At 71.5% G+C, this 24443-nt stretch carries 23 protein-coding genes and 7 tRNA genes; 11 read left to right on the top strand and 19 right to left on the bottom strand.

From position 1 onward, the window contains the following. Positions 1-84 precede the first annotated feature (84 nt). Positions 85-1311, bottom strand: a complete 1227-nt coding sequence (locus SMA5143A_RS09735) for a hypothetical protein (protein WP_107462490.1) — start codon at positions 1309-1311, stop codon at positions 85-87. Then, on the bottom strand, positions 1308-1874 hold the full coding sequence (locus SMA5143A_RS09740) for a DUF4365 domain-containing protein (protein ID WP_055541061.1): 567 nt from the start codon (positions 1872-1874) through the stop codon (positions 1308-1310). Before SMA5143A_RS09740 ends, SMA5143A_RS09735 begins: the two co-directional genes overlap by 4 nt. A 168-nt stretch (positions 1875-2042) precedes the next feature. Between SMA5143A_RS09740 and SMA5143A_RS09745 the strand changes: the two genes are divergently transcribed. Further along, a complete protein-coding gene (locus SMA5143A_RS09745; protein WP_107462491.1) occupies positions 2043-2768 on the top strand; it encodes a 3'-5' exonuclease in 726 nt (241 codons plus the stop codon). A 106-nt stretch (positions 2769-2874) separates the two neighbouring features. On the opposite strand, the gene SMA5143A_RS09750 is transcribed toward SMA5143A_RS09745, so the two are convergent. Next, positions 2875-2946, bottom strand: a tRNA-Val gene (locus tag SMA5143A_RS09750). Between the two features lie 39 nt (positions 2947-2985). Continuing rightward, on the bottom strand, positions 2986-3444 hold the full coding sequence (locus SMA5143A_RS09755) for an SRPBCC family protein (protein ID WP_107462492.1): 459 nt from the start codon (positions 3442-3444) through the stop codon (positions 2986-2988). Positions 3445-3561: 117 nt separating this feature from the next. Here SMA5143A_RS09755 and SMA5143A_RS09760 point away from each other — a divergent pair, with 117 nt between their 5' ends. Then, entirely contained in the window at positions 3562-6051 is a 2490-nt protein-coding gene (locus SMA5143A_RS09760) for an SCO7613 C-terminal domain-containing membrane protein (protein ID WP_107462507.1), read from the top strand. A gap of 117 nt (positions 6052-6168) precedes the next feature. Here the strand turns inward: SMA5143A_RS09760 and SMA5143A_RS09765 are convergent, their stop codons facing one another. From SMA5143A_RS09765 to SMA5143A_RS09795, 7 genes are all read right to left on the bottom strand, one after another. Beyond that, the gene (locus SMA5143A_RS09765) at positions 6169-8916 is read right to left on the bottom strand and encodes an exo-rhamnogalacturonan lyase family protein (RefSeq protein ID WP_107462493.1); all 2748 of its coding nucleotides are present in this window, start codon (positions 8914-8916) and stop codon (positions 6169-6171) included. Positions 8917-9023: 107 nt separating this feature from the next. Then, positions 9024-9626 (bottom strand): hypothetical protein, encoded by a 603-nt coding sequence (locus SMA5143A_RS09770; protein WP_107462494.1) that lies wholly within the window; start codon positions 9624-9626, stop codon positions 9024-9026. A 12-nt stretch (positions 9627-9638) separates the two neighbouring features. Continuing rightward, complete coding sequence (locus SMA5143A_RS09775; RefSeq protein ID WP_107462495.1) at positions 9639-10532, bottom strand: carbohydrate ABC transporter permease; 894 nt, start codon at positions 10530-10532, stop codon at positions 9639-9641. After that, positions 10532-11530 carry a carbohydrate ABC transporter permease gene (locus tag SMA5143A_RS09780; RefSeq protein WP_180303598.1) on the bottom strand — a complete coding sequence of 333 codons (999 nt, stop codon included), beginning with the start codon at positions 11528-11530 and terminating at the stop codon, positions 10532-10534. The genes SMA5143A_RS09775 and SMA5143A_RS09780 overlap by 1 nt, the downstream gene beginning before the upstream one ends. Continuing rightward, positions 11530-12819, bottom strand: coding sequence for an ABC transporter substrate-binding protein (locus SMA5143A_RS09785; RefSeq protein ID WP_107462496.1), 1290 nt, complete (start codon positions 12817-12819; stop codon positions 11530-11532). The genes SMA5143A_RS09780 and SMA5143A_RS09785 overlap by 1 nt, the downstream gene beginning before the upstream one ends. Before the next feature lie 777 nt (positions 12820-13596). Then, positions 13597-13671: transfer RNA gene (locus SMA5143A_RS09790), tRNA-Val, on the bottom strand. A 79-nt stretch (positions 13672-13750) separates the two neighbouring features. Next, on the bottom strand, positions 13751-14230 hold the full coding sequence (locus tag SMA5143A_RS09795; RefSeq protein WP_099965515.1) for a TIGR02611 family protein: 480 nt from the start codon (positions 14228-14230) through the stop codon (positions 13751-13753). Positions 14231-14421: 191 nt separating this feature from the next. Here SMA5143A_RS09795 and SMA5143A_RS09800 point away from each other — a divergent pair, with 191 nt between their 5' ends. Beyond that, a complete protein-coding gene (locus SMA5143A_RS09800) occupies positions 14422-14835 on the top strand; it encodes an SsgA family sporulation/cell division regulator (RefSeq protein WP_004002642.1) in 414 nt (137 codons plus the stop codon). A gap of 329 nt (positions 14836-15164) precedes the next feature. Further along, positions 15165-15725, top strand: coding sequence for a CGNR zinc finger domain-containing protein (locus tag SMA5143A_RS09805; protein ID WP_107462497.1), 561 nt, complete (start codon positions 15165-15167; stop codon positions 15723-15725). 101 nt (positions 15726-15826) lie between these two features. Here SMA5143A_RS09805 and SMA5143A_RS42945 read toward each other — a convergent pair whose 3' ends face one another. Continuing rightward, positions 15827-15982 carry a hypothetical protein gene (locus SMA5143A_RS42945; protein ID WP_167738881.1) on the bottom strand — a complete coding sequence of 52 codons (156 nt, stop codon included), beginning with the start codon at positions 15980-15982 and terminating at the stop codon, positions 15827-15829. A 187-nt stretch (positions 15983-16169) separates the two neighbouring features. After that, positions 16170-16625, bottom strand: coding sequence for a hypothetical protein (locus SMA5143A_RS09810; RefSeq protein ID WP_107462508.1), 456 nt, complete (start codon positions 16623-16625; stop codon positions 16170-16172). Between the two features lie 239 nt (positions 16626-16864). Here SMA5143A_RS09810 and SMA5143A_RS09815 point away from each other — a divergent pair, with 239 nt between their 5' ends. Further along, the gene (locus tag SMA5143A_RS09815; RefSeq protein ID WP_107462498.1) at positions 16865-17383 is read left to right on the top strand and encodes a DsbA family protein; all 519 of its coding nucleotides are present in this window, start codon (positions 16865-16867) and stop codon (positions 17381-17383) included. Positions 17384-17425: 42 nt separating this feature from the next. Here the strand turns inward: SMA5143A_RS09815 and SMA5143A_RS09820 are convergent, their stop codons facing one another. The 3 genes from SMA5143A_RS09820 to SMA5143A_RS09830 are packed head-to-tail and all read right to left on the bottom strand — an operon-like array spanning position 17426 to position 20165. Further along, positions 17426-18250, bottom strand: coding sequence for a GNAT family N-acetyltransferase (locus SMA5143A_RS09820; protein ID WP_107462499.1), 825 nt, complete (start codon positions 18248-18250; stop codon positions 17426-17428). Between the two features lie 53 nt (positions 18251-18303). Beyond that, positions 18304-19125, bottom strand: a complete 822-nt coding sequence (locus tag SMA5143A_RS09825; protein ID WP_107462500.1) for an aminotransferase class IV — start codon at positions 19123-19125, stop codon at positions 18304-18306. Beyond that, positions 19122-20165, bottom strand: coding sequence for a chorismate-binding protein (locus SMA5143A_RS09830; protein WP_107462501.1), 1044 nt, complete (start codon positions 20163-20165; stop codon positions 19122-19124). The genes SMA5143A_RS09825 and SMA5143A_RS09830 overlap by 4 nt, the downstream gene beginning before the upstream one ends. A 156-nt stretch (positions 20166-20321) precedes the next feature. Here SMA5143A_RS09830 and SMA5143A_RS09835 point away from each other — a divergent pair. The 5 genes from SMA5143A_RS09835 (at position 20322) to SMA5143A_RS09855 (ending at position 20792) form a co-directional block, all read left to right on the top strand. Continuing rightward, a tRNA-Gly gene (locus SMA5143A_RS09835) sits at positions 20322-20394 on the top strand. Positions 20395-20432: 38 nt separating this feature from the next. Continuing rightward, positions 20433-20506, top strand: a tRNA-Cys gene (locus tag SMA5143A_RS09840). A 1-nt stretch (position 20507) separates the two neighbouring features. Continuing rightward, positions 20508-20579: transfer RNA gene (locus SMA5143A_RS09845), tRNA-Val, on the top strand. Positions 20580-20613: 34 nt separating this feature from the next. Further along, a tRNA-Val gene (locus tag SMA5143A_RS09850) sits at positions 20614-20685 on the top strand. A 35-nt stretch (positions 20686-20720) separates the two neighbouring features. Further along, positions 20721-20792, top strand: a tRNA-Val gene (locus SMA5143A_RS09855). Between the two features lie 53 nt (positions 20793-20845). Here the strand turns inward: SMA5143A_RS09855 and SMA5143A_RS09860 are convergent. From SMA5143A_RS09860 to SMA5143A_RS09870, 3 genes are all read right to left on the bottom strand, one after another. Beyond that, positions 20846-21142, bottom strand: coding sequence for a TFIIB-type zinc ribbon-containing protein (locus SMA5143A_RS09860; protein ID WP_099965768.1), 297 nt, complete (start codon positions 21140-21142; stop codon positions 20846-20848). Positions 21143-21228: 86 nt separating this feature from the next. Further along, positions 21229-22167 carry a phosphotransferase family protein gene (locus tag SMA5143A_RS09865; RefSeq protein WP_107462502.1) on the bottom strand — a complete coding sequence of 313 codons (939 nt, stop codon included), beginning with the start codon at positions 22165-22167 and terminating at the stop codon, positions 21229-21231. A 318-nt stretch (positions 22168-22485) separates the two neighbouring features. Next, a complete protein-coding gene (locus tag SMA5143A_RS09870; RefSeq protein WP_055716924.1) occupies positions 22486-22686 on the bottom strand; it encodes a hypothetical protein in 201 nt (66 codons plus the stop codon). A 672-nt stretch (positions 22687-23358) separates the two neighbouring features. Between SMA5143A_RS09870 and SMA5143A_RS09875 the strand changes: the two genes are divergently transcribed. Beyond that, positions 23359-24443: serine/threonine-protein kinase (locus tag SMA5143A_RS09875; RefSeq protein WP_107462503.1), on the top strand; the 1085-nt coding region annotated here is incomplete at its 3' end.

The following is a 24443-nucleotide window of genomic DNA, read 5'->3' on the forward strand; positions in this document are numbered from 1 at the left end:
GGGGGTGCCCTCTGCGAAAGGGTTACGCCCTCACCGGTCCCCGCGACCCGGCGAGGGGCGCCGAGCACCCGTACGCCGGGGCTCTCACTCCCCTCCGCACGCCTCCTCGAAGAAGGCCGTGATCTCCGCCGTCTCCTGGAGCGACTTCATCAGGCGGTCCCGCTCCGCCTCGTCGACCTCCACGGGTGCGACGCCGCCCGCGTCGGTGAGCCGGCGGAAGCCGCCCCGGCTCTCCAGCCGTCCGTGGACCCGTACGGGCAGCCCGACGAGATGGGCGTGCCCCGCGATCCGGTACGCCTCCTCGTCGAGGGTCATACGGACGTGCGGGACCTCGGCCCCGGCGAGGACGCGCAGCCGTACGGTTCCCTCGCCACGCGCGGCGGACCGGCGCATCCGGACCACGGCCCCCGTGAGGCGGACCGGCACGGAGGGTTCCTCGCGGAGGTAGCGGGCTCCGGCCTCGCGCAGCACGGGCAGGTCGCCGGGTGAGAACTCGACGGGTTCGGGCGGGGTCGACCCGCCCTCGGGGACCCCGGCGGCGGGCGCCCACTCGACGGCGACGCGGGCGCCCTCGGTGCCGCGGACGAGGGCGACGAGGGCCTCGGTCAGCTCGTGGGACACCCCGGCCTCCACGGCGCCGTCGAAGGCGTCCATGCCGCCGGTGGCGCGCTGGTAGTCGATGGCCTCGCGGGTGGCGTACAGGGCCTGTTGGAGGCGTACGGCGAGGGGGCGCCCGGTGGTGACGGGCACGAAGGCGGTGAGGCTGCGGCCGCCGGGCGCGGCACCGACGAGCACCCCGTCGAGGAGGGCGGCGGCGGGCAGGCGGTGGCGGGCGCCGTGGTAGCCGGCTCGCGCGCGGGTGGCGAGGGCCGCCGCGAGGAGCATCTGGCGGGCGGCGGAGCGGAGTTGGTCCTCGACTGCCCAGGAGGCGGTTCCCACGGGTCCGGTCGGTACGTCACGCCACCAGCGGATCTCGTCGCTGGGGACGGCGAGGCCGACCAGGACGTCGCGTGCGGCCGGCGATCCGCTGCGGAAGAGGGCTGTCAGCGCCTCGCCGAGCAGGTCGTCGCTGTCGGGGAAGGCCCGGTTCTCCGGGACGAGCAGGCTCATGCCCCGTCCGCCGGGGCCCGGTGGGGTCCAGCGGCCGTAGCGTCCGGCGGCGCCGCCGCGCCGCTGCCAGCCGTGCCGGAGCAGCAGGGCGCCGAGCACGGCGGGATCCACGCGGGCGGGGTCGGGCGGCTGGGTCAGGACGGGGTCGACGGGGTGGGGCCGTACCGGGCGGAGGGGCTGGTCGATGGGCCCGTGGGTCACGGTCTGCCTCCCGTTCCGACCCGCGTCATGATCTCGCAGAGCGCTCGGTCGTCGAAGATGCGCGAGGTCGGTATGCGCACGGTCGTGCGGTGCCGCCCGGTGATCGGGTGTCCGGCGAGGTTGATCCAGTAGCAGCAGTGCCGCAGGTCGAGGCGGTCGTGGCCGGCCCGCAGCCACTGCTCCCGCGATCTCGGGACGATCATCACGACGAGGATCTTGTGCACCGTGACGGGTGTGCGGGCGAGCTTCGCCAGGTGGTCGTTGTCGAGCGTGAAGGAGAAGGTGCGGCCGGAGGGGTTGGGGGCGACCTGGTAGGTGGCCTTGAGCTGCACTTTGATGGTGACCTCGTCGTCGACCGTGTGCCCGGGTGAGCCGTGGCTGACGTGCCAGTCGATGCCGTTGTCCGGAAAGGGCTGGGACAGGGAGCAGCCGGCCGCGGCGGCCACCGCGTGCAGATAACCCACCTGCAGTGTCTCCATGCAGGCGGTGGTGGCGAGGGAGCCGCGGTGTGACTCCGCGTGCTCGGGCAGCAGCCCGCCCCGCTCGGGCTGCGCTATGGCCATGACCAACAGCCTTCCCCTACAGGTCCTTCCCCGTGCCGAGCCCCTGAACTGCGCAGACCCGTACTTCTGTTGTCTCCTTCCGGCGTACGGCGCAAACAGCCCGGGTATCACCAAACGGGCAGAAGACGGGGCGTCAGCTGCTCCGGGTGAACGAGGAGTTGAGTACGCATGACGTGTTGGTACGAGGGGCCCTTGGCGGCGTTCGACACGGAGACCACGGGTGTGGACGTCGAGACCGACCGGATCGTGTCGGCCGCCGTCGTCGTCCAGGACGCGCCCGGCACCCGCCCCCGGGTGACCCGGTGGCTGGTGAATCCGGGGGTGCCGGTCCCGGCCGGGGCGACGGCGGTGCACGGGCTGACGGACGAGCGGTTGCAGCGCGAGGGGCGCTGGCCGTCACCGGTGATGGAGGAGATAGCCAGGGTGCTGGCCGAGCAGGCGTCGCGTGGCCGCCCGCTGGTGGTGATGAACGCGCCGTTCGATCTGACGTTGCTGGACCGGGAGTTGAGGCGTCACCGCGCATCGTCGCTCGACCAGTGGTTCGAGGCGACGCCGCTGCGAGTGCTCGATCCCCGGGTCCTGGACAAGCACCTGGACCGCTACCGCAAGGGCCGCCGCACCCTGACCGATCTGTGCGCGCACTACGAGGTCGTGCTGGACGGCGCGCATGACGCGGCGGCCGACGCGCAGGCGGCGATGGACGTCGTACGGGCCGTGGGGCGTCGTTTCGCCACGAGGCTGGCCCGTCTCTCCCCCGCCGAGCTGCACACGCTCCAGGCGGTGTGGCACGCGGCGCAGGCCCGCGGCCTTCAGGCGTGGTTCGCGCGCAGCGGCTCGGAGGAGGCGGTGGATCCGGCGTGGCCCCTGCGTCCGGGGCTGGCCGCTGCGGCGTGAGCGGCAGAACCACCGGCCGAGGGCGCGCCGGTGCCGGCGGCACAGCGGAGAAGCAGTGGCACAACAAAGAACCGGCCCGACTGTGTCGGACCGGTTCTTTTCCGGGTGGGCGATACTGGGTTCGAACCAGTGACCTCTTCGGTGTGAACGAAGCGCTCTCCCACTGAGCTAATCGCCCGGGAACGGACTGAACAATACAGGTCCAGACGGCTCTGGTTCAAACCGCTTGTCCGTCGGCCGCGAGGTACGCGGCGAGCCCTCGGCGTCCCGCCCGCATCATCAGCGCGTGGTTGGCGCGGAACAGGGGCCGGCCGGGCACGGCGAGCCGGCGCATCAGGGGCTTGGTGACATCGACCTCCTGGTCGTAGCGGGCGAGGGTGCCGGTCCCGTCGGCGGTGAGCGTCCAGCGGGCCCAGCCGTCGAGGTCCCCGCTCATCTCGATCTCCAGGATCCCGGTGGCCGGATCGCGCCGTACCTCGCGCGCGGTGATGACGAGGTCGTACGGCAGGACGGAGCGGATGCGCAGGGTGCCGCTGGTGTCGTCGGCCGGGGTCACCTCGCGCACCTGGGGCCACCAGCGCGGATAATCCTCGGCCCGCTGGAGCGCGTCGTACACGGTGGAGGGCGGCGCGGGCAGGGGCCAGAGGCTGCGGAAGCGGTAGAGGCACCAGTCCATGCTCGGATTGTGCCCGCCGGTGGACCTCGTACCGGGCTGATGGTGGCTGGATCTGAGTACCGCCCTGAGTATGTGCGCTCATGTCCTCGGCGCGTGACCCGGACCACACTGCGGAACATGACGCATTTTCCGTCCCCGGCCGAGGAGTTGCGCCTCCTCGACACAGAGTTGCGGCAGCTCGACGCCCGCCGCGCCGTTCTGCTGACCCGCCGCGCCTGGCTGGTCAACGCGATGTACGCCCAGGCCGCCGGGCCCTCTCACCCTTCGGCGCGTCCGCCGGCCCGGGGCCCCGAGGCGACGGCACCCGGTGTCCAGAATGTGCTGCTGGTCCTCGGCGGGGTCCTGCTGACCGTCGCGGCGATCGCGTTCACTCTGGTCAGCTGGGGGCACATGGGGATCGCCGGCCGTTCGCTGGTCCTGGGTGGGGTGACCCTCGCCGCCCTCGCCACGCCCGTGGCGCTCCTGCGGCGGGGGCTGCGCTCGACCGCGGAGGCGGTGGCCGGCCTCGGCATGGCTCTGACGGTGCTCGACGCGTACGCCCTGCACGAGGTGGTCCTCCCGGGGACCGGCGGCACGGGGTTCGCGGCGGCCGCCTCGGCGGTGCTGGCGGCGACCTGGGCGGCGTACGGCCTGGCCGTGGGCGCGGCGGTCCCGCCGGCTGTACACGGCTCGCAGGACCGTTCGACCGCCGGTGACGCGGAGGACAGGCCCTCGGCGGTCGCGGGGGCGGGAGCCCTGCGTGTCGCTCTCCGTCTGCCGTTGCCCTTCGCCCTGGTCGCCGCGCAACTGCCGCTGCTGCTCTGGGTGTCGGCGCTGGGCGCGGGTGCGGAGACGGTCACGACCGTCGTGCTGGTGACGGCCGCGGCGGACAGCGCGGTCGCGCTCCGGACGCGGATGACGCCCGTCCGGATCGTCGCTCTCGTGGGCGCGTTCGGCTGGGGCGCCTGGGGTGTTCTGGCGGCCGGGTGGCTCTCGTGGTCCGCCGCGGGTCCGGGCGCCGCCGCCCGTGCGGCGGCGCTCCTCGCCCTCGCCGCCGCGACCGCCCTGGCCGTCGCCCGGTTCGCGCCGAAGCCGGGCCCGGCCCTCGGTACCGCCCTGACCGGCGGTCTGCTGATGGTCGCGGCGCTCGGCGGGGTCCTGCGGTCCGTGCTGCCGGACGTGTGGACGGTCCCCGGCTACCTGCTGTGCGGTGTCGCCCTGTTGGCGGTCGTCCGGACCCGTGTCCCCGATCCGGTACGGCGAGGTCTCGCCCTGTCCTCCGCGGTTGTCCAGGCCATCGCCGCCCTCACCGCCTTCCCGACGGTCGTCGTCACCTTGCTGGGCCCGGCCGGCTGGGTCGAGCGGATCTGGTCCGGCGCTCCCGACGACGCCCGGGCCGTGGTGACGGTGGGCGCCCCGTGGCCGCCGCTCACCGCGACGGTCCCCCTCGTCCTGGCCGTGCTCGCCGGGGTGCTGGCCCTGGCCGGGCGTGCGACCGCGTGGCGCACCCCCGCCCTGGTGGGCGCGCTCGTGCTGGGCTGGGCGACGGGCCTGGTGCTCCCGGCCGTACTCGAACTCCCGTACACGGCGGGGCTGGTGGCCCAGGGAGCCGTGGCGGTGGCGGCGCTGATGGTGGCGGCCCGTGTACGGCCGGCCGCCGGCAAGCGCCTCCAGGACCCGGCGGCGCTCACGGCCGCGCTGCTGGCCCTCGTCACGTCGGGGGCCCTGGCGTCGGCGGCGCTCGCGACCGAGTCCGCGACGCTCACGGTGCTCGCCGCCTCGACCGTCCTGTTCGCCCTGGCCGCCTGGCGCACGGACCTCGGTCCGCTCACCGCGCCCGCCGCGCTCGTCCACGGCACCGCGCTGACCTGCGCGATCGGCGCGTCGGCCGGCTGGGAGCCGCGGCACACGGCCCTGCTGGTCCTGGTGGTGCCGGCCATCGCCGCGCTGCTCGCGGCGCGCCTCGGCGCCTCCCCCATGACCGTCCCGGTCGAGGCGACCGGCGCCGCGGCGGGCCTCCTGGCCGTCGCCCTCTCCGTCACCGACGCCCCCATGCTGGCCCTGACCCTGGCGCTCTGCGGCGTCATCGCGGCGGGGACCGCCGTACGCCAGGAGCGACGCTACGTCGGCTACGCGGCCGCCGTGCTCCTGGTGCTGGCCGGCTGGGTGCGGCTGGCGGCCTGGGAGGTCGGGTCCCCGGAGGCGTACACGCTCCCGGTGACCGTCCCGGCGCTGGCCGTCGGCCTCCTCCGGCGCCGTCGTGACCCGGCGGCCTCGTCCTGGACGGCGTACGGGCCGGGCCTCGCGGCCACCCTGCTGCCGAGCCTCGCGGCGGCCTGGGGCGACGCGCACTGGCTGCGCCCCCTGCTGCTCGGCACGGCGGCGCTGGCCCTCACCTTCGTCGGAGCCCGCCACCGTCTCCAGGCCCCGCTCCTGCTCGGCGGCGCCACCCTCACGCTGGTGACCCTGCACGAACTGGCCCCGTACATCGCCCAGGTGGTCGACGCCCTCCCCCGCTGGGCGCCTCCGGCCCTGGCCGGCCTGATCCTGCTGGCGGCGGGCGCCACGTACGAGCAGCGCCTGAGCGACGCCCGCCGGGTGCGGGACGCCCTCGGGAAGATGACCTGACGATCCCCGAGCCCCCGCGCCCCTCAGGGGCGCGGGGAACTGCGCGACCGGCCACAGCGGACCCGCAGTTCCCCACCCCCGAGGCGCCCCCGTAACCCCCGGCCCCTCAGCGGAGCGTCACGGCATCTTGTCGCCGACGAGCGCCAGGTTCTGGATGGCTGCCAGCCCGTACAGCGCGGTCGCGTTGGTGGACACCCACGCGGCCTCGCTGCCGGGGACGAGCCCCGTCGGCCCCTCGACCTTCTTCGTGGACCAGTCGGTGGACTCCTTGTAGTCCCAGGTGTCGGCGCTGTTGTAGAACTGCCGCCACGCGCGGGCGGCGAGCTTGTCGTCGCCCAACTGCACGGCCGCGTAGGCGTCCTGCCGTGAGTGCCCCTGGAAGAGGAGCAGCGTGCCGAAGTTCGAGCCGTAGCGGGCGGCCTGCTCGGCCTTCGTGGCGTTGAAGTAGCGGCAGTAGTCCAGCCATGCCTCCTTGAACTTGGGCATGTCGATCTGGTCGATGAGTTCCGCGCACATCTCGACCAGGCCGAACATCGCCGACAGGTGCGAGACCCCGACGACCGGCTTCTCCGCGACCGCGAACTCCCCGGTGTCCAGGTCGTACAGCCCGGTGCCCTGGACGAAGCCGTTGGGCTGGGCGGCGATGGTCTCCATGGTCGACAGCACGCGCGCCCTGGCCTTCTCCCACTTCGGCCCGCGCCGTTCCCACTCCGTCAGCCACGCGGAGACCAGGCCCGACCAGTCCGTGCCGAAGCCGATCGACAGGGCGTTGCGGTCGGGGGTGTACGGCTCGGTGCGGATCTTGCGGATGGGGTCGAGGACGAGGAACGTCTCGTCGGAGTCGACGTTGGCGTGCATGAGGTCGCCGACGCGTTCGTCGGCGGTGAGGAAATAGTAGTAGCGGCGGTAGGTGGTGTTGGCGATGCGCTGCTGCTTGGCGCTGTCGGCGTAGTGCTGGACGCCATGGCGGGTGCCGAGGCCGGCCCACTTGCCGAGGTGGTAGACGTCGACCTCGCCGGTGTGGCGGGTCATGGCCTCCGCGAAGCGGAAGATGTCGGCGCGGCCGGAACGCATGTACGCGAACCACAGCCACAGGTCGGGCGAGAGCTCGGAGTTGTCCCAGGCGTAGCCGCCGACGTCGTAGCACCACTGGTGGCGGCTCGGGTCGTAGCTGTGCATGATGTCGCCGTAGTCCCAGAAGCCGTACCAACGGCGCATCTCCACCTGGTCCTTGTAGTAGGTGAAGAGGAAGTCGAGGTGGTCCTCGATCTTCGCCTTGGCGGCGGTGGAGCGGTCCGGCCGGGAGAACAGCCTGCCGAAGACACCGGCCCTGACGAGTTGCTGGGGCGGCGCGGCGAGCTGCGGGGGTGTGCGGACGGCCTCGACCTGCCTGGCCATGTCGTCGGCGGCGGGCGTCGACTCATGGGCCCAGAAGAGGAGTTCGCTGGTACGGGCGATGCCGTAGGGGGTGCCGAAGCCGGGCTCGTAGTCCTCGTAGGTGATGTTGAGACCTTCGAGCTGCTCGGGGTAGGTGTCCTGGCCCATGCCGTCGTGGTAGAAGCGCAGGTCCATGGGCTGCGCCTCGGGAGACCACAGCCACATGGTGACCTCGGCCTCGTCGGTGTGGGCGTCCCGGATGTCGAGCTGCGCGGGGAACTTCTCCCAGAAGTCCCTGAGGCCGACGGCGAATCCCCCGCTCGCCCCGCCGACGTACCCGAAGCCGCTGGCCCGCCGGCCGCCGCCCGCCGGGATCCAGCCGTGGCCCTTCTTCGTCCGCTTGCGGACCGAGAAGCCGTCGGCGGAGAGCTGGGAGAGGGTGTAGTCGCCCCATTCGGGGATGTACTGCAGGCGGGTGGTGACCCGCTGGTCCCACGTGGACGGGTCCGGCAGCTTCTTGCCCTCGAACTGGGCGGTGCGCACGGCCGAGCCGGGGTCCCGGCGCAGTCCGGTGACGCCCTTGACGGCCTCGCGGAGCAGACCGGTGCCCTCGCCGCCGATGCGGATGTGCCGGTCGTACGCGGCGTCGCGCATCGGGACCTTGAAGCGGACGCCGATACCGCGGATGAAGTCGCCGCTGGCCTTCCCGGGCTCCTGGGTGCCGTCGAAGGTGATGGTGTGGACCATGCGGAACGATTCGGCGCCCGCGTAGAAGTAGAGACGGATCGAGAAGGGGAGCCGGCTGCGGCCGCCCTTGCGGTGCTTGCCGTCGATGCGGACCACGGCACGGACGGGGCCCTCCTGCTCGACCTCGACCTCGTCGATGACGCTCTCGAAGCGCTCGTACTTGACCGTGCCCTGGTCGCCGTCCTCGATCTCGGGCTGGCGCAGCAGGACGAGGCGGCCGGTGCGGGCGACCTCGGTGGAGCCACGCAGCACCGACTTGACGAGGGTGGAGCCGCTCTTGCCGATCTTGGCGGTGATGACGCCGGTCGAGACGTCGATGGTGCCGACGCGCTGATGGACGGTGACCTTCTTCGCCGGGGCGGCGGGGGTGCCCGCGGTCAGGGTGAGCTTGCCGGAGCCGGCGCCCGCGCCGACCGCGTGCGCGGTCCACTTCAGGGAGCCGTCGGGCCAGTAGCCGATGGGCCAGGACTGGACGGGGATCTCCTTGCCGTCCTCGTCCTTCAAGGAGAACGACTGTTCCTTCTCGTACGCGCCCCTGGGCCAGGGCACGCCCACGGTGGAGCCGGGCGCGGCGCCGAGGCCGCCGTCCTCCAGCCAGTCCAGGGTGACCGGTTCCGCCTCCGCGGTCTCGGCTCTCGGTGCCGCCTGGGCGGCCGTACTCCCTGGCGCCCAGCTGAACTGCGCGGCGGCTCCGGCGACGGCGGCCGCCTTGAGCAGGGACCTGCGGTCGATGGGGGACATGGCCTTTCCTTTCCGTACGGGAAGTCTTGCGTGCGGGGTGGTCAGGGGCATGACAGAGAGAGGTGCGGCGCCCGGGGCGCCGACCTTGTGCGAGGCACCGCCTGGGGTCAGCGGCGGCGCCGGTACCGCTCCTCCACGGCGAGGGCCGCCGCGGCGACGGCCCCGAGGACCGGGACCGCCAGCGGGGCGGTGAACCAGGCGGAGCAGGCGACCACGGCCAGCCCGCCGACGACGAGGAAGGACCCGGCGGGATCGAGCACCGTCCGGCGCCCGGCCGCCGCGAGCAGGACCCGCCAGGCGGCGCCGGGCTGCCAGACCGCCGCCGCGCGCAGGATCGTGACGGCGGCGCCGATCAGCGCGAGGACGCCGACGGCGCCGACCAGCGGCCCGCCCGGGATCCCGGCGCGTACGGCCTGGACGTCGACCCACACCGCCGCGAGTGCGGCCCAGCCGGCGAGCGCGACGAGCCATCCGCCCCGCAGCGCCGCCCGGAAGTCCGCCACGAACTCGCGCAGCCCACCGCCCACATGAGCGGTGCGGCGGCGCAGATGACGGGACCCGGCGGCGAACGCGGCGGGGTACGTCACGAGCGGCAGCGCGGCCACCGCGATCCACACCCCGGTGAGCAGACACTCGGCGAACAGCGCGAACCGTTCGGCGAGCGGGGACTCCCCGCGGGGCTTGGCGGCCTTCGTCCGGGCCCGGTCCATGGTCGGTTCACCTCAGCCCTTCAGGCCGGACGTGGCCATGCCGTCGATCAGATAGCGCTGGAAGGCGAGGAAGAAGGCCAGCACCGGCAGCAGGGCCACCAGCGACATCGCGATCATGCCGCCGTAGTTGGCCACGGCGTCCTGGTCCACGAACATCTTCAGCCCGAGCGAGACCGTGTACTTCTCGGGGTCGTTGAGATAGATCAGCGGACCCATGAAGTCGTTCCAGGCGTTGATGAAGGTGAAGATCGCACTGGTGATGAGCGCGGGCCGGGACAGCGGCAGCACGATCGACCAGTAGATCCGGACGTGCCCGCAGCCGTCGAGCCGGGCCGCCTCGTCGAGCTCCCGGGGCAGGTTCCGCATGAACTGCACCATCAGGAAGACGAAGAACGCCTCCGTGGCCAGGTACTTCGGCAGCAGCAGCGGGACATTGGTGTTGATCATGTCCATGTTGCGGAACAGCACGTACTGCGGGATGAGCAGGACGTGGTACGGCAGCAGGAGCGTGCCGATCATCAGCGTGAACAGCAGGTTCCGGCCGGCGAACTTGATCTTCGCGAAGGCGTAAGCGGTCAGCGAGCAGGACACCAGGATCCCGATCACCGAGCCCACGGCGAGCGTGAGCGAGTTCAGGAAGAACGTGGAGATGGGGATGTCGGCGATGCCCTCGGAGAGCCGTGTGTAGTTGGAGATGATCGGGTCGCTCGGGAACAGGTCCAGGCTGCCGACGATGTCGTCACTGTTCTTGAACGAGCCTCCCACGACCCAGATCACCGGGTAGAGGATCACCGCGAGGATCAGCAGGGAGCCGATGTGCCAGGCGAGGGAGCCGGGCAGCTTGCGCCGCAGGGCGCCGCCCTTCGCCGTCGGCGCCGGGGTGATCTCGGTGGCCTGCGCACTCATCAGGCACCCTCCTCGTAGTGCACCCAGCGCTTCTGGGACCAGAACAGCACCGCCGTCACCAGGGCGACCGCGACCAGCAGCACCCAGGCCATGGCGGAGGCCAGGCCCATCCGACTGTTCTCGAAGCCCTGGACGTACAGATAACAGGTGTAGACCATCGAACCGTCGGCCGGACCGCAGGCGTTGCCGCCGGCGCCGCCGCCGACGATGTACGCCGAGCTGAAGATCTGGAAGGAGTGGATCGTCTCCAGCAGGACGTTGAAGAACAGGACCGGGGAGATCATCGGCAGGGTGATGTTCCAGAACCGCCGGAACGTCCCCGCCCCGTCGACCTCGGCCGCCTCGTACAGCTCGCGCGGGACCTGCTTGAGACCGGCGAGGAAGATCACCATCGGGGCGCCGAACTGCCAGACGGTGAGCGCCACGAGGCTGTAGATGATCAGGTCGGGGTCACCGGTCCAGCCACCGACGTCGATCCCGAACAGCTTCTGCGTACGGTCGACGATGGCGTCGTCCGAGAAGATCGCCTTCCACACGATCGCGATGGAGACGCTGGCGCCGATCAGCGACGGTGCGTAGAAGGCGGCCCGGTAGAAGGCCTGACCGCGTCGCTTCTGGGCGAGCAGCAGCGCCACTCCGAGGGCGGCGATCAGCTTGATCGGCGTACCGACGGCGACGTACCAGAGCGTCACCTTCACCGAGTTCTGCCAGCGCGGGTCGGCGAACATCTCGGAGAAGTTGTCGAGGCCGATCCACTGGGGGGCGTCGAACAGGTTGTAGTCGGTGAAGGCGAAGTAGAGCGAGGCGACCATCGGGCCCGCGGTCAGCAGCAGGAACCCGGCGATCCACGGGGACATGAAGAGATAGCCGGCCAGGGTCTCCCGGCGGCCCCGCCGCTTGAGCGCGGCGGGGCGGGGGGACTTGGCCGGACGGTGCCGCGGCTCGGAGTCCTGGGTCAGGTCCTCCATCGCAGGGGCGTGTGTCACGGCGGTTCCCATCAGCTGCCGAGAGCCGTCTTCGACTCGGTGAAGAACTGCTTGACGGCGTCGTCGACCGACCGCTTGCCCAGGGCGAGCTCCTCGGCGATGCGCATGAACCCGGCCTCGCAGATGTCCGCGCCGTTCGGGTGCGGGGTGATGGGCTCCAGGACACCGGCCGCGACGAGGGACTCCTCGTACTCGGCGATGGCCTTGTTGACGGGGTCGGTCGGCTTGAACGCGTCGTACTGGGCCTGCGTCGCCGGCACGCCCCGGTCGTAGCCCATGATCTTGGCGACCTCGGGCTCGTGCACCATGAAGTTGATGAACTGCGCGACTTCCTTGGGGTGCTGGGTGCGCTTGGACGCGCTGAGCATGAGGGAGCCGAGGTACTGGCCGGTCTTCTTGCCGTCGGTGGTCGGGATGGGGGCCAGACCGTACTCGCTCTTGCCCTCGGAGGTGTAGCGGACGGTGAAGTTGTCCCAGGTGAACTCACCGGCGGCGAGCTCCGCGGCGACCGCCGACTTGGGCTTGGTCTGGGCGACCTTCTTGGGGTCGGCGTAGAGGCCCTGCTTGATGCCCTTCTCCGCCTTCGTCCACCACTCCTTGAGGTCCGCCTCGGTGAAGCCGAGGCCGTCCTCGGTGAAGAACGCCTTGCCGTTCTGACGCAGGTAGAGGTCGTAGAGGTACATGACGCCGTACATGCCGCTGTCGCCGGCCCGTCCGGTCCTGTCGTGGATCTTCTTCATCGCCGCGTCGAAGTCGTCCCAGGTCCAGCCCTGTTCCGGCTTCACCCCGGACTTGGTGTAGACGGGCTTGTCGATCACCAGGGCCATGGAGTTGGAACCGACGGGGACTCCGAGCAGCTTTCCGTCGACCTCGCCGAACTTCTCCAGGCCGGCCCGGAAGCCGTCCAGGGAGAGATTGCCCGCCTCGACCTGTGCGTTGAGATCGAGCAGCACATTCTTCGCATCGTATTTCCGCAGAAAGCCGATGGCATTCTGGAAGACGTCCGGCGGATTTCCACCGGAGGCCTGGGTGTTGAACTTCTTCCAGAAGTCCGGATACACCTGGAAGTCGGTCTTCACCTTGATCTTCGGGTACTTCTTCTCGAATAGCGCGATGGTCTTCTTGATGCGCTCCGCCCGGTCCTCGGCACCCCACCAGGCGTAACGGATCGTCACCGTCCCGTCCCCCGACCCGCTGCCGCCACCACAGGCCGTGGCCGTCGCCCCGAGCCCCGCGACGGCCAGTGAGACTCCGGCCGCCTTGAGGACAGTCCGCCTCTCAACATTCTTGTCCTGGTGCATGGTTGGGCCTCCCCGCGACGCTGCGTCCGCCTCATGAATCGTTTCAAGTAAGCGCTTGCTGGCACAAGGTACGGAGCCCCTCAGGAGACGTCAATGATTCGGACAGGAATTGATGGAAAGCGGAGGGGTCGCCGCGCGGGGCCGCGCGGCGGCTGCGGTGACCTCTCGTCAAGTAAACGTGCAGGTCGGCGAGTTGCGGCCGACCCGTCGAACGCGAGACGGACTGTCGGCCGGAGCCGCAGACAGGCCGAAAGGAGTCAGGCGGCGCCACGCCGGGAGAGACGGCTCAGGCCCTGGCGACTGCGCGATCTGACTGTGGGTGAGGGCCGTTGGGCGGGTGGCGGCGAGGGGAGTGGGCGGCGCCGGAGGGCTGAAAACAGCCAAATGTTGGGGGTGAGAGAGGGCTGGGGTGGGGTGAGTGGGGGAGGGCGGGGCCGCACGTGGCTCCGGACCTCGGATCCGGCCTCCCCGCCAGCCCGGGGCCCTCCTGGGCACCTGGACACCTGGACACCTGGACACCTGGACACGGTCGCCGGTCCAGGCATCCAGCCTCCGCGCCCCTGGCCGGCAGCCTCCGGTCCTCGACTGCTGACCTGTGGCCCCTGCCCCTCGGCCCCGGACCTGCGGCTTGTGGCCCCCTGCCCCTGCCCCTGCCCCCCGACTGACCCTCCCCCCTGGAACCAATCGGCACGCGGCGCCACGCCATCACGCGCGCATTGGTCCGTACATGCGAAACGACCTGGTCCACGGGGTGTCCGTGGACCAGGTCGTTTCGACTGGTGGGCGATACTGGGTTCGAACCAGTGACCTCTTCGGTGTGAACGAAGCGCTCTCCCACTGAGCTAATCGCCCGGGCGCAGGAAGAACATTACCCCATGTCAGGGGGTGCCTCGGACGCGGTGCCGGCGCTCGGCGAAGGTCCGGCCCGCGCCTACTGGTTCTTGATGTTCCAGGGCATCTCGAAGCCGAACTTCCAGAGGTAGACCCCCATGAGAACGGCCACGATCACCAGGCCGATCGACGTCAGGATGAGGTTCCGGCGACGGACCCGGGGGTCGAGGGCGCGCTGGGTCGCCTCGGTGACCTTGCGCTTGGTCCAGCGGAGCACCAGCTGGGCCCATACGAACTCGGTCGCCCAGATCGCCATGCCGCCGAAGATCACGACCCAGCCGGGGCCCGGAAGGGGAAGCATGATCACGCCGGCCACGACCACCGCGAGGCCGATGATGAAGACGGCCACCTGCCAGCTGAGGTGCAGCATCCGGCGCGCCTTGACGAATTCCGGCGCACGGGACCCGAGCGGCGCTTCCTTCTTGGCCACATCGGCCTCGCTGTTCGCTACGTCCGTCTCTCTGTTCGATCCGTCGGCCGCCACCGCGACCTCCCCCGTTCCGTTACTCCCCGTGTCCATACGGCCAAACCCTACCGGAGAGAAACCGGTCACCGGAATGGCCGTACCGGATGAAGTCGGACTCGGCCGGATGAGCTACCAAAAGCGACGCAAAACTCCCAGAGGGGTTTACAACGGCACCGTAGGTGGCATGTCGATTTCGCCGACGTGCGAATCCCCGAGCGCACACTGAGCGAAAGGCCTTGGCGCTTATGAACACCACGGTCAGCTGCGAGCTGCACCTGCGCCTCGTTGTGTCGAGCGAGTCCTCACTGCCTGTACCCGCGGGACTGCGGTATGACACGGCCGATCCCTACGCCGTGCACGCCACCTTCCACACCGGAGCGGAGGAAACGGTCGAGTGGGTGTTCGCCCGCGACCTCCTCGCCGAGGGCCTTCACCGGCCCACCGGCACCGGCGACGTCCGTGTCTGGCCGTCGCGCAGTCACGGTCAGGGCGTCGTCTGCATCGCCCTGAGCTCTCCGGAGGGCGAGGCACTGCTCGAAGCCCCGGCGCGAGCTCTGGAGTCCTTCCTGAAGCGCACAGACGCCGCCGTGCCACCCGGCACGGAACATCGGCACTTCGACCTCGATCAGGAGCTCTCGCACATCCTGGCGGAGAGCTAGACCGAGACCCCACAGAGCCGCCCGGCGCCGTCCACTCGGGGAGACGGCTCGGGCCAGGACAACCGCATACGGCTCAGGCCGACCGATCGACGCCGTCGCAGCGGGTCTCCGCGCGGCGGCGTCCGTATGCGCCGGGTGACGGAGCGTGGTCGGTCACCCGCCGGGCGCATCCCTTCCGGTCACTTCGGCTCCGGCGCCCCCGCTGACCACGCCCCCGCGGTTTCCCGGGCTCCGGGCCGGTCCGTCCGGTCCGTCCGGCGCGGGGAGCCGTTACCATCGGCCAGCATCGGCGGGCGGCTGCCCGACCCTCGCAGGCCAGGGAGCGAAACGTGTTGATCACCCACGACACCCGGTGTGCCCTCGACACCGTGGTGGATCTGGTGAACACCGCACCGGAGAACGACACGGCGGCGGACGGGCTCACGGACGTCGCGTCGCTCGCCGCCTTCGTACAGGAGCACGACATCAGCGATGTCGGCGCACTGTCGGAGTTCGACCTCGCCGCCGTGCGCAAGGTACGCGGCAGGTTCGCCGAGGTCTTCTCGGCGCCGGACCCCGGCTCGGCCGCCTCCGTCATCAACGACCTCGTCGCCGCGGCGGGCACGACGCCCCGGCTCACGAACCACGACGGCTACGACTGGCATGTGCACTACTTCGCGCCCGGCGCGTCCGTCGCCGACCATCTCGCGGCCGACTGCGGCATGGCGCTCGCCTTCTTCGTCGTCGCGGGGGAAGAGGAGCGGCTGCGCCGCTGTGAGGCCCCGGACTGCCGGCGCGCCTTCGTCGATCTCTCCCGCAACCGCTCGCGCCGCTACTGCGACAGCCGTACCTGCGGTAACCGCCTGCACGTGGCCGCGTACCGGGCGCGCCGCAAGGAAGCCGCGGGCTGAGGAGACACCGGGGAGTGACCTGTGGCGGGCCAAGGCCGTGACGGGTGTTGCTGGGGCTTACGGAGCCCTCGACGGGTGACGTCAGGGGCTCCGTTTACGGCTCAGAGCATCAGCAGGTCGTGCAGTGACGCCATGAGCAGCAGGCAGCCGATCACCGCAAGGAAGATCATCAGCGGCGGCTGGGAAAGCGCGAAGAGACAACCTCGCCGCTCCTCGGGCGGGGCGGTGGTGTCGCTCTGTTCTGTTGTATCCAGCATCTCGCGGCGATGATGACGCAGCGGAGGCCCTCCGCGCGATCAACCGACCCGGAATGACGGAGAGTTCGCCAATATCCACAACCTCCGGAGCGATCGTGATCACTTCGGCGTCACCGGTGGACCTACTGTGTCGTTTCAGTCCGATGCGTTCTGTATCGGTGAAGGGCGGCTGATGCGGGGCGTGTGGTCAGATGCCGTGCTTCTTCAGGATCGCCTCGATGTCGCTGAAGTCGTCCGCGGCGGACGCGCCGGGGCTCGTCGGCCGGGATCCGGTGGTGGGGCGGCCCGCCGGGCGGGCGCTACCGCCCAAGGAGGGCGCCGAGGCGGCCGGGGCTATCGCCTCCGTGCGGGACGCCTTGGCCGCCTTGCGGTCCTTGCCGGTGTCGCCCCGGCGTCGCTCCACCGCGCGTGTGGTCATGAAGAGGAACCAGGCGGCGCCCAGCACTCCGAAGCCGGCCCACGCGGTCGGGCTGAACGCGGTGTCCGCCACCCACTCGACGACTCCGGTCATCACCAGGCCGATGGGAACGAGCGCGTAGGCCGCGATGCGCGTCGCCCTGAGGAATCGCTTCCGGTACGCCGTGATCGCGGCGAGGCCCAGGCCGGCCGCTGAGACGGCGGCGCAAACTGTCTCGGCAATCATCGGGTCCTCCAAGGCGCAGCGCGGTCGGGCGGATCGGTCCGTCCCTTCCATCCTGCACCGCCCCGCGCCCGATATGCCATGGTCCGGGGAGACCTCAGGGAGATCTCCGGGTCGTCTCGGGGTCGCCACCGGCGAGGGCGGCCCGACCGGGCCGGACGGACCGGTGCGCGGCGGGTGGGGCAGCCGGCATGAGGACGGTCGATTGGGCCGGTGCGGTCCCGGGCTGGAAGACTGATCGCATGAGCGACTCCTCCCCCGTACCGTCGTCCGTCGTCCTGGACGTCTGGTGCGAACTCCAGTGTCCCGACTGCCGCCAGGCCCTCGACGACCTCCGGGCGCTGCGGGCCCGCTACGGCGACCGGCTCGACATCCGGCTGCGGCACTTCCCGCTGGAGAAGCACAAGCACGCCTTCGCCGCCGCGCAGGCCGCCGAGGAGGCCGCGGAGCAGGGGCAGGCGTGGCCGTACGTCGAGGCCGTACTGGGCCGGGTGGAGCAGCTGGACCGTGCCGGTGAGCCGTTCCTGGTGGAGGCGGCCCGCGAACTGGGGCTGGACGCCGAGGAGTTCGACACCGCACTGATCGACGGCCGGCACATCCTGATCGTGGACGCCGACCAGGCCGAGGGCAAGGCGATCGGTGTGACCGGCACCCCGACGTACGTCATCGGCGGCGAACGCCTCGACGGCGGCAAGAGCCAGGAAGGACTGCGCGAGCGCGTCGAGGAGATCGCCGACCGTCTGCTGGCCGAGAGCGCCTGAGACCCGGCACCGCCGCCCGCGAACGCGCGCCCCGCACCCTCCTCAGAGCAGCGGCTTGGACAAGTGGTAGGTGGTCGTCTCGTAGCCGAGGGACTCGTAGAGGCATTCGGCGCGGACGTTCCCCGCGAAGACGTTGAGCACGAGGACGGTGCGGCCGGCCGCCATGGCCTGGGCCTCGGCCAGCAGCATGAGCGAACGGCCGTGCCCCCTGCCCCGGTGCGCGGCGTCCGCCTCCACGTCGTAGACCCAGGCGGCGTCGGCGGTCAGCCACACCCAGAGGGTGCCGACCCTGGTGCCCTCGTGCTCCAGCACGCTGCACACGTTGTTCGGGGAGGCCGGTCCGTGGGGCAGGCACCGCTCGTAGCCCTCGGCGGCACGCGCGTACGCCTCCGTCTCGGGCACCCCGTGGGTGGCCAGGTCCTGCGCGTAGCCGTCGAGCCCCGCCTCCTTCCAGGGGCCGAACTCGGCCTCGGTCATGGGGCGCGCCCGGCTGCCCTCCGGCAGTTCGGGCGGGGCGCCGTCGAGGGGCTTGCGCATGTGGCGGTTGCGCAGGACGTAGCCGAGGGTCTCTGCGAGCCGCAGGGCGGGCTCCGCGCCGGCCGGGACGGACGCCTCGATCCGTCGGCAGCCCCAGCCTCGGGCCACTTCCTCGGCGGCCAGCGCGGCCACCGTGGCCCGGCCGCGCCGACGGTCCGGTTCGTCGATCCGCAGGTCCAGGATCCGGGCGGCCGAGGAGCTGGGCTCAGGGCGGGTGCCGAGGTGTATTTCGCCGACGGGACGGCTGTTCACGCACACCTGGTAGCGGCGCGAACGGGACCCGTCGGCTGCGTACTGGAGCGGCTCGATGGGCCGCAGGGTGGTGGTCATCACGGGTGTTCTACCCGTCTCACCGCCCCATGTCCGCCGAATATCGCCCGGTTCTACGGATCGAGGTCGTTCCCGGACCGCTCGTCGAAGATCCGCATGGCCTTGGCGGTGACCGGGCCGGGCGCGCCGGGCAGTTCACGGCCGTCGACGCGGTGCACGCCCTGCACGTCCCGCAGGCTCGACGTCAGGAAGATCTCGTCGGCGCTCTCCAGGACGTCCAGCGGGAGGTCCGTCTCACGGGCGCCGGTCCATTCGACGACGAGCGCGCGGGTGATGCCGGCGAGGCAGCCGGAGGCGACCGGCGGGGTGTGGATCTCGCCGTCGAGGACGACGAAGACGTTGGAGCCCGTGCCCTCGCAGAGCCGCCCGACCGTGTTGGCGAACAGGGCCTCGCTCGCGCCCTGTTCGTGGGCGCGGGCGAGCGCGACGACGTTCTCCGCGTACGAGGTGGTCTTCAGGCCGGTGAGGGCGCCGCGCTCGTTGCGGGTCCACGGGACGGTGATCACGGCGGTGGAGTCGGCGCGCCGGGAGGTCTCACCGAGGGCGACGACGAGGGTGGTGCCGTGGTCGCCCCGGTCGGAGCCGAGCGGGGAGACACCGCCGGTGTACGTGACGCGCAGCCGGCCGAGCGGCACCGGGTTGGCGTCGAGGACGGCGGAGCAGGCGCGGCGCACCTCGTCGTGGTCGGGCTCGGGCAGCCCGAGGCCGCGCGCCGAGCGGGTGAGCCGGTCGAGGTGGCGGGTGAGCGCGAACGGCCGCCCGTCGACGGTCTTGACGGTCTCGAAGATGCCGTCGCCCACGGTCAGCCCGTGGTCGAGGACGGAGACACGGGCGGAGTCGATGTCCTGCAGTCCGCCGTCGAGCCAGATCTTCACGTAAGGGTCCTCCCACTCGCCTCGTACGTTCCCGACGCTACCGCGAGCAGCCGGGCTGCCTTCAGTTCGGTCTCCCGCCACTCCGCCTCGGGGTCCGAGCCCCAGGTGATGCCGGCGCCGGTGCCGAACCTCAGCTCGCCCGAGGGCCGGTCGATCCAGAAGGTGCGGATCCCGACGGCCAGCTCTCCGGTGCCCCGGTCGGCGTCGACCCAGCCGATGCCCCCGCAGTACGGGCCGCGGGGCGCCGTCTCCAGGGCGTCGATGATCCGCAGGGCGCTGGACTTCGGTGCGCCGGTGACCGAGCCGGGCGGGAAGGCCGCGGCGAGCAGCTCCGGCCAGCCGGCGTCCGCGTCGAGTTCGCCCCGCACGGTCGATACGAGGTGGACGAGCCCCGGGTGCTTCTCGACGACGCACAGGTCCGGGACGGTCACGGAACCGGTGGCGCAGACCCGCCCGATGTCGTTGCGGACGAGGTCGACGATCATCACGTTCTCGGCGTAGTCCTTCTCCAGGAGGTCCGCCTCGGTCCGTCCGGTCCCCTTGATCGGGCCGGACTCGACGCTCCGGCCGTCGACCCGCAGGAACAGTTCGGGCGAGGCGGTGGCTATCTCCACGCCGTGACCAGGCAGGCGAATCGTTCCGGCAAAGGGTGCCGGGTTGCCTCGGGCCAGCAGCGCGGTCAGCGCGTCCACGTCGGCGTCCGGCGCGACGGGCGCCGACAGCACCCGGCAGAGGTTCGCCTGGTAGACCTCGCCGGCGGCTATGTGCTCCCGGATGCGGCGTACACCCGCCGTGTACGCGCCGCGGTCGAGCGACGACGTCCAGTCGCCGACGGCCGGACCGCGCCACTCCCCCGGCACCGGCCGCGGGACCGGCTCGTGCCGGACGTCACTGAAGCGCGCACACACCACGCCACCCTCGAAATCGGCGCGGACCGCCCAGAAACCGGACGAGTCCAGAGCGGCGGGATCGCTGGTCACATCGGCGAGACCGGAGGCGACAAGGTTGCCGAAGCGGGCGAGAGGAGGCAGGTCGGACACGCAGTCGAGTCTAGGACGGGCGCCCGCCCGGCGGCCCCGGCCGGGTGGCGGAGAGGACGCACCGCAGCACGCTGCACAAACGCGTTTTTGTGCTGGCCCCGGAATCCGCTAGAGTTCAACTCGTCGCCGGGACGCGAGAGCGGACCGAAACGACAAGCGGACGTAGCTCAGTTGGTAGAGCGCAACCTTGCCAAGGTTGAGGTCGCGAGTTCGAGCCTCGTCGTCCGCTCGTAGGAACAAGGGGATCTTCCCGAACCCCTCACTCCTGGTGGAGTGGCCGAGAGGCGAGGCAACGGCCTGCAAAGCCGTCTACACGGGTTCAAATCCCGTCTCCACCTCCAAGGACGATTAGCTCAGCGGGAGAGCGCTTCCCTGACACGGAAGAGGTCACTGGTTCAATCCCAGTATCGTCCACTGGATCTTCGACAGATCATCGAAGGTCTGACCCGCGCGATTAGCTCAGCGGGAGAGCGCTTCCCTGACACGGAAGAGGTCACTGGTTCAATCCCAGTATCGCGCACGCGGTATCACCGTGATCCTCGGATCACATCCCGAGGACGATTAGCTCAGCGGGAGAGCGCTTCCCTGACACGGAAGAGGTCACTGGTTCAATCCCAGTATCGTCCACACCTCGAAGCCCCCGTCCGTCTCTGCGGCCGGGGGCTTCGCCGTGCGTGGGTTCAGCTGGAGAACAGCATGTGACCGAAGCCGCGGTTGTGGTGGCCGCCGTGGTGACCCCCGTGGTGGCCGCCGTGCGGGGCGCCCCAGGCGGGAGCGGAGTGGTGACCGCCTGCCGGGTACTGCGGGGCGGCGGGGGGCGGCGGAACGGCCGGGCCGCCCCACTGGGACTCCAGACGGGTCAGCGCCTCCAGCTCGCCGTAGTCGAGGAAGATCCCGCGGCAGCCGCTGCACTGCTCGATCTGGACACCGTTGCGGTTGTACGTGTGCATCGGCGCATGGCACTTCGGACACTGCATGTGCATGGTTCGGCTCAACTCCTCGCCGTTGGCGCTGCTTCGTGTTACGCCAGGACAGACACTGCCCGGCGGTGGTCGGTTGCACCCTACTTCGGGAAATCGCTCGCCAACTCCGGCGGGACGGTACTCATTCGGTCACATGCGTCGATAACGGCCCCCTCCACGTCGTCGAGGGGGCGGCCGGCCGCCGTGGACTTGGCGATGGCCAGTGCGGCCGTCTGCACGGTGAGTGCGCGGGCCGGTACGTCCAGTACCGGCCAGGGGTCGGCGTCGGCGGGGACCGCCGGGCCGTCCGCCCGCTGGTAGGCGCCCAGAAAACGGGCCCAGACGTCGGGCGGGAGGAGGCCGCAGGCGTACCAGGCGGCCGGGCGGGCGAGGTCCCAGGCGGCGGCGCCGACCCCGAGGTCGTCGACGTCTATCAGGCGCCAGGGGCCGGTGCTCGCCGGGTGGCGGACGAGCTGGCCGAGATGGAGGTCGCCGTGGCAGAGGATGGTCGGGCCGGGCATGGGGGCCTCGGTTCTCGCCCAGGCGGGGAGCGTGCGCCAGGCGCGGAGGACGGGGGGTGCGGCGGGGTGGTCCGGCGCGGTCCCGGTGAGCCGCGCGACAGCGCGGGCCGCCTTCACGGGACCCCGCATCGGCGGGAGGCCCGGGGGTGCCTCGCGTCGGTGGAGGTGGGCGAGGAGGGTGGCCGCCTCCTCCCAGGGGGCGTCGTCGGGGGTCTCGGGGTCGACCGGGGTGCCGTACGGCCAGAACGTGATCAGACGGCCGTGGAGGGCGGACGGGTCGGGGCGGAGGGGGGCCAGGAGGAGGTCGGGGTGGGCCGTGGCGACGGTCAGTCGGAGGGCGAGGTGGGCGGGGTCCGTGTCGGGGGCGTGGGCCTTGGCGACCGTGTCCGCGTGGCGGACGACCGTGCCGTCCTCCCGTTCCGCGAGGACGGCGTCGGGGTGGGAACAGGGGGCCGCTTGTGGATGGGCCGCGCCGCGCACCGTGGCCCTGAGGGCGGGCAGGACGTCGGTGGTGGTCATGGGCTCCCCCTGCGGACGGTACGGCACGCTGCCGGTGAGCCTACGCAAACGGGCGCCGGCGGCACGACGGTCCGCCGCCGGAAGGGACGGTGGCGCCAGGCCCCAGGAGGCCCACGACGGCCGCGACGCCGACGGAGTCCGCGGGGGCCACGGATCCTCGGGGCCGGGGCAAGCGGGGTTCGCGGGGCACAAGACAACGCCCGCGCAGCTCCCCAGCTGCGCGGGCGTCTATTTGCCGTCCGCCGCACCCCCGTCCCCACGGGGTTTCATGGATGGATGTCCCCACCCGGACCGCTCTTCCGGGCCTGGAGTCGCCGCTCAGCGCCCCAGCATCACACCCACGGACGACGCCTGTGTGACCACTGCCTCCCAGCCGCCGAAGGCGTACACGAGCAGGGCCGCCAGGGGGAGGACCATCGCGGTCGCCACCAAGGGGTGGCGGCGGCCCGCCCCGCGCTCGGCGGTGAACACCCTGCGCTCTCGCGTGCGGAGCGCAGTCCGCGGAGCCGTGTGGGCCATGATCCCTCCTCCTGACCGATCTTGTCTGTCTCTTGTCTGTGGTGCTTGTGCGTCTTGCCTGTGGTGCTTGTCGTTGGCAGCGGCGGGTGCCTGACCTCGGGGGACGAGTGCTGCACCCGCCGCTTGACCTCAAATCTAGGCGCGCGGGGGGCAGGGGTCGTCATGCCCTCGTACCGATTGGCGGGCCTCCCGGAGGATGAGCGATGACGTGCGGCGTACTCCCCAGGGTGGAGACGGGGTCCTAGGTCTCGGGGTCTTCCCGGAGGGGACGGCCGGGAGATGCGTGGAGTGCCCCTTCTGCCGGGGGTCACCACGGCCGGGTGGGAGCACGCACGGAAGAGGGTGACTTCGCTCACTTCCGTCACACCCCGGCGTACCGCCGACGGCGTCCGACGGTCGGCCGTGAAGACGATCACCCCGCCGCTGCATGTCATGTTCCCGACGTTCCTCGCCCCGTTCACCCGCTCTCCGTCCGGTCCGCCAATCCCCCCTGTCTGTCGGGACGTTGAGATCATCGAAGACCCAACACCGCCCCGAACTCTTGTTCCCTGACCACCTTTCATGTCGCGTGCGCGGGGCCGACAATCGATCCGGTCGCGAGGGCGCGGCCTCTGCGCACGCCCGGCCGTGGAAACGTAAGCTGTGGCTCGTCAGACGGAACGGGCAGCGGGGATGAACATGGCGATGATGCGCCTGAGGCGCGAGGACCCGCGCGTCGTCGGCTCGTTCAGGATCCACAGACGGCTCGGCGCGGGCGGGATGGGCGTTGTCTACCTGGGCTCCGACCGACGTGGACAGCGAGTCGCGTTGAAGGTGATCCGGCCGGACCTGGCGGAGGACCAGGAGTTCCGGTCACGGTTCGCGCGCGAGGTCTCGGCCGCGCGGCGGATCAGGGGCGGGTGCACGGCCCGGCTGGTCGCCGCCGACCTGGAGGCGGAGCGGCCCTGGTTCGCCACCCAGTACGTACCGGGGCCCTCGCTGCACGACAAGGTCAACGAGGAGGGGCCGCTCTCGGCCGCCGAGGTGGCCGCGGTCGGTGCCGCCCTCTCCGAGGGACTGGTGGCGGTGCACGAGGCCGGTGTCGTCCACCGCGACCTGAAGCCGTCCAACATCCTGCTGTCCCCGAAGGGGCCGCGGATCATCGACTTCGGCATCGCGTGGGCGACCGGCGCCTCGACGCTGACGCACGTCGGTACGGCCGTGGGGTCGCCCGGCTTCCTCGCCCCCGAGCAGGTGCGCGGTGCCGCCGTCACCCCGGCCACCGACGTCTTCTCCCTCGGGGCGACGCTCGCCTACGCGGCGACCTCCGACTCCCCCTTCGGGCACGGCAGTTCTGAGGTCATGCTCTACCGGGTCGTGCACGAGGAGCCGCAGCTGCGCGGCGTGCCCGACGCGCTCGCTCCGCTCGTCCGGGCATGCCTGGCGAAGGACCCGGAGGAGCGGCCGAGCACCCTGCAACTGTCGTTGCGGCTCAAGGAGATCGCCGCCCGTGAGGCGCGGGGGCTCCCGGACGTCCGGCCGCCCGCGCCGCGCACCGACCCGGACCGGCCCTCGGGGCGGCTCGCCGAGCAGTACGTCGAGCAGCGCACGCTGCGGCAGCCGCCGGAGGCCCGTGCGACGCAGCCGAGGACGCCGCTGCCCCGCACCGGGGGCGGCTCCCGGACCGGCGGGGACGCACGGACCGGGGGCGGCTCCCGTCCCGGGGGCCGGCCCGCCTCGGGCCGCGGCGCCACCGGCTCCGGGAAGCGGCCCGCACC

Origin of the sequence: Streptomyces sp. MA5143a (assembly GCF_900290235.1) — a bacterium.
Lineage (GTDB): Bacteria > Actinomycetota > Actinomycetes > Streptomycetales > Streptomycetaceae > Streptomyces.

Coding starts and splice junctions, on each gene's coding strand:
- SMA5143A_RS42945 (WP_167738881.1), bottom strand. CDS start 15,982: ATGCTGGATACAACAGAACAGAGCGACACCACCGCCCCGCCCGAGGAG.
- SMA5143A_RS09760 (WP_107462507.1), top strand. CDS start 3,562: ATGACGCATTTTCCGTCCCCGGCCGAGGAGTTGCGCCTCCTCGACACA.
- SMA5143A_RS09755 (WP_107462492.1), bottom strand. CDS start 3,444: ATGGACTGGTGCCTCTACCGCTTCCGCAGCCTCTGGCCCCTGCCCGCG.
- SMA5143A_RS09860 (WP_099965768.1), bottom strand. CDS start 21,142: ATGCAGTGTCCGAAGTGCCATGCGCCGATGCACACGTACAACCGCAAC.
- SMA5143A_RS09815 (WP_107462498.1), top strand. CDS start 16,865: ATGAGCGACTCCTCCCCCGTACCGTCGTCCGTCGTCCTGGACGTCTGG.
- SMA5143A_RS09780 (WP_180303598.1), bottom strand. CDS start 11,530: ATGGGAACCGCCGTGACACACGCCCCTGCGATGGAGGACCTGACCCAG.
- SMA5143A_RS09870 (WP_055716924.1), bottom strand. CDS start 22,686: ATGGCCCACACGGCTCCGCGGACTGCGCTCCGCACGCGAGAGCGCAGG.
- SMA5143A_RS09740 (WP_055541061.1), bottom strand. CDS start 1,874: ATGGCCATAGCGCAGCCCGAGCGGGGCGGGCTGCTGCCCGAGCACGCG.
- SMA5143A_RS09820 (WP_107462499.1), bottom strand. CDS start 18,250: ATGACCACCACCCTGCGGCCCATCGAGCCGCTCCAGTACGCAGCCGAC.
- SMA5143A_RS09795 (WP_099965515.1), bottom strand. CDS start 14,230: ATGGACACGGGGAGTAACGGAACGGGGGAGGTCGCGGTGGCGGCCGAC.
- SMA5143A_RS09785 (WP_107462496.1), bottom strand. CDS start 12,819: ATGCACCAGGACAAGAATGTTGAGAGGCGGACTGTCCTCAAGGCGGCC.
- SMA5143A_RS09745 (WP_107462491.1), top strand. CDS start 2,043: ATGACGTGTTGGTACGAGGGGCCCTTGGCGGCGTTCGACACGGAGACC.
- SMA5143A_RS09810 (WP_107462508.1), bottom strand. CDS start 16,625: ATGATTGCCGAGACAGTTTGCGCCGCCGTCTCAGCGGCCGGCCTGGGC.
- SMA5143A_RS09800 (WP_004002642.1), top strand. CDS start 14,422: ATGAACACCACGGTCAGCTGCGAGCTGCACCTGCGCCTCGTTGTGTCG.
- SMA5143A_RS09765 (WP_107462493.1), bottom strand. CDS start 8,916: ATGTCCCCCATCGACCGCAGGTCCCTGCTCAAGGCGGCCGCCGTCGCC.
- SMA5143A_RS09775 (WP_107462495.1), bottom strand. CDS start 10,532: ATGAGTGCGCAGGCCACCGAGATCACCCCGGCGCCGACGGCGAAGGGC.
- SMA5143A_RS09770 (WP_107462494.1), bottom strand. CDS start 9,626: ATGGACCGGGCCCGGACGAAGGCCGCCAAGCCCCGCGGGGAGTCCCCG.
- SMA5143A_RS09865 (WP_107462502.1), bottom strand. CDS start 22,167: ATGACCACCACCGACGTCCTGCCCGCCCTCAGGGCCACGGTGCGCGGC.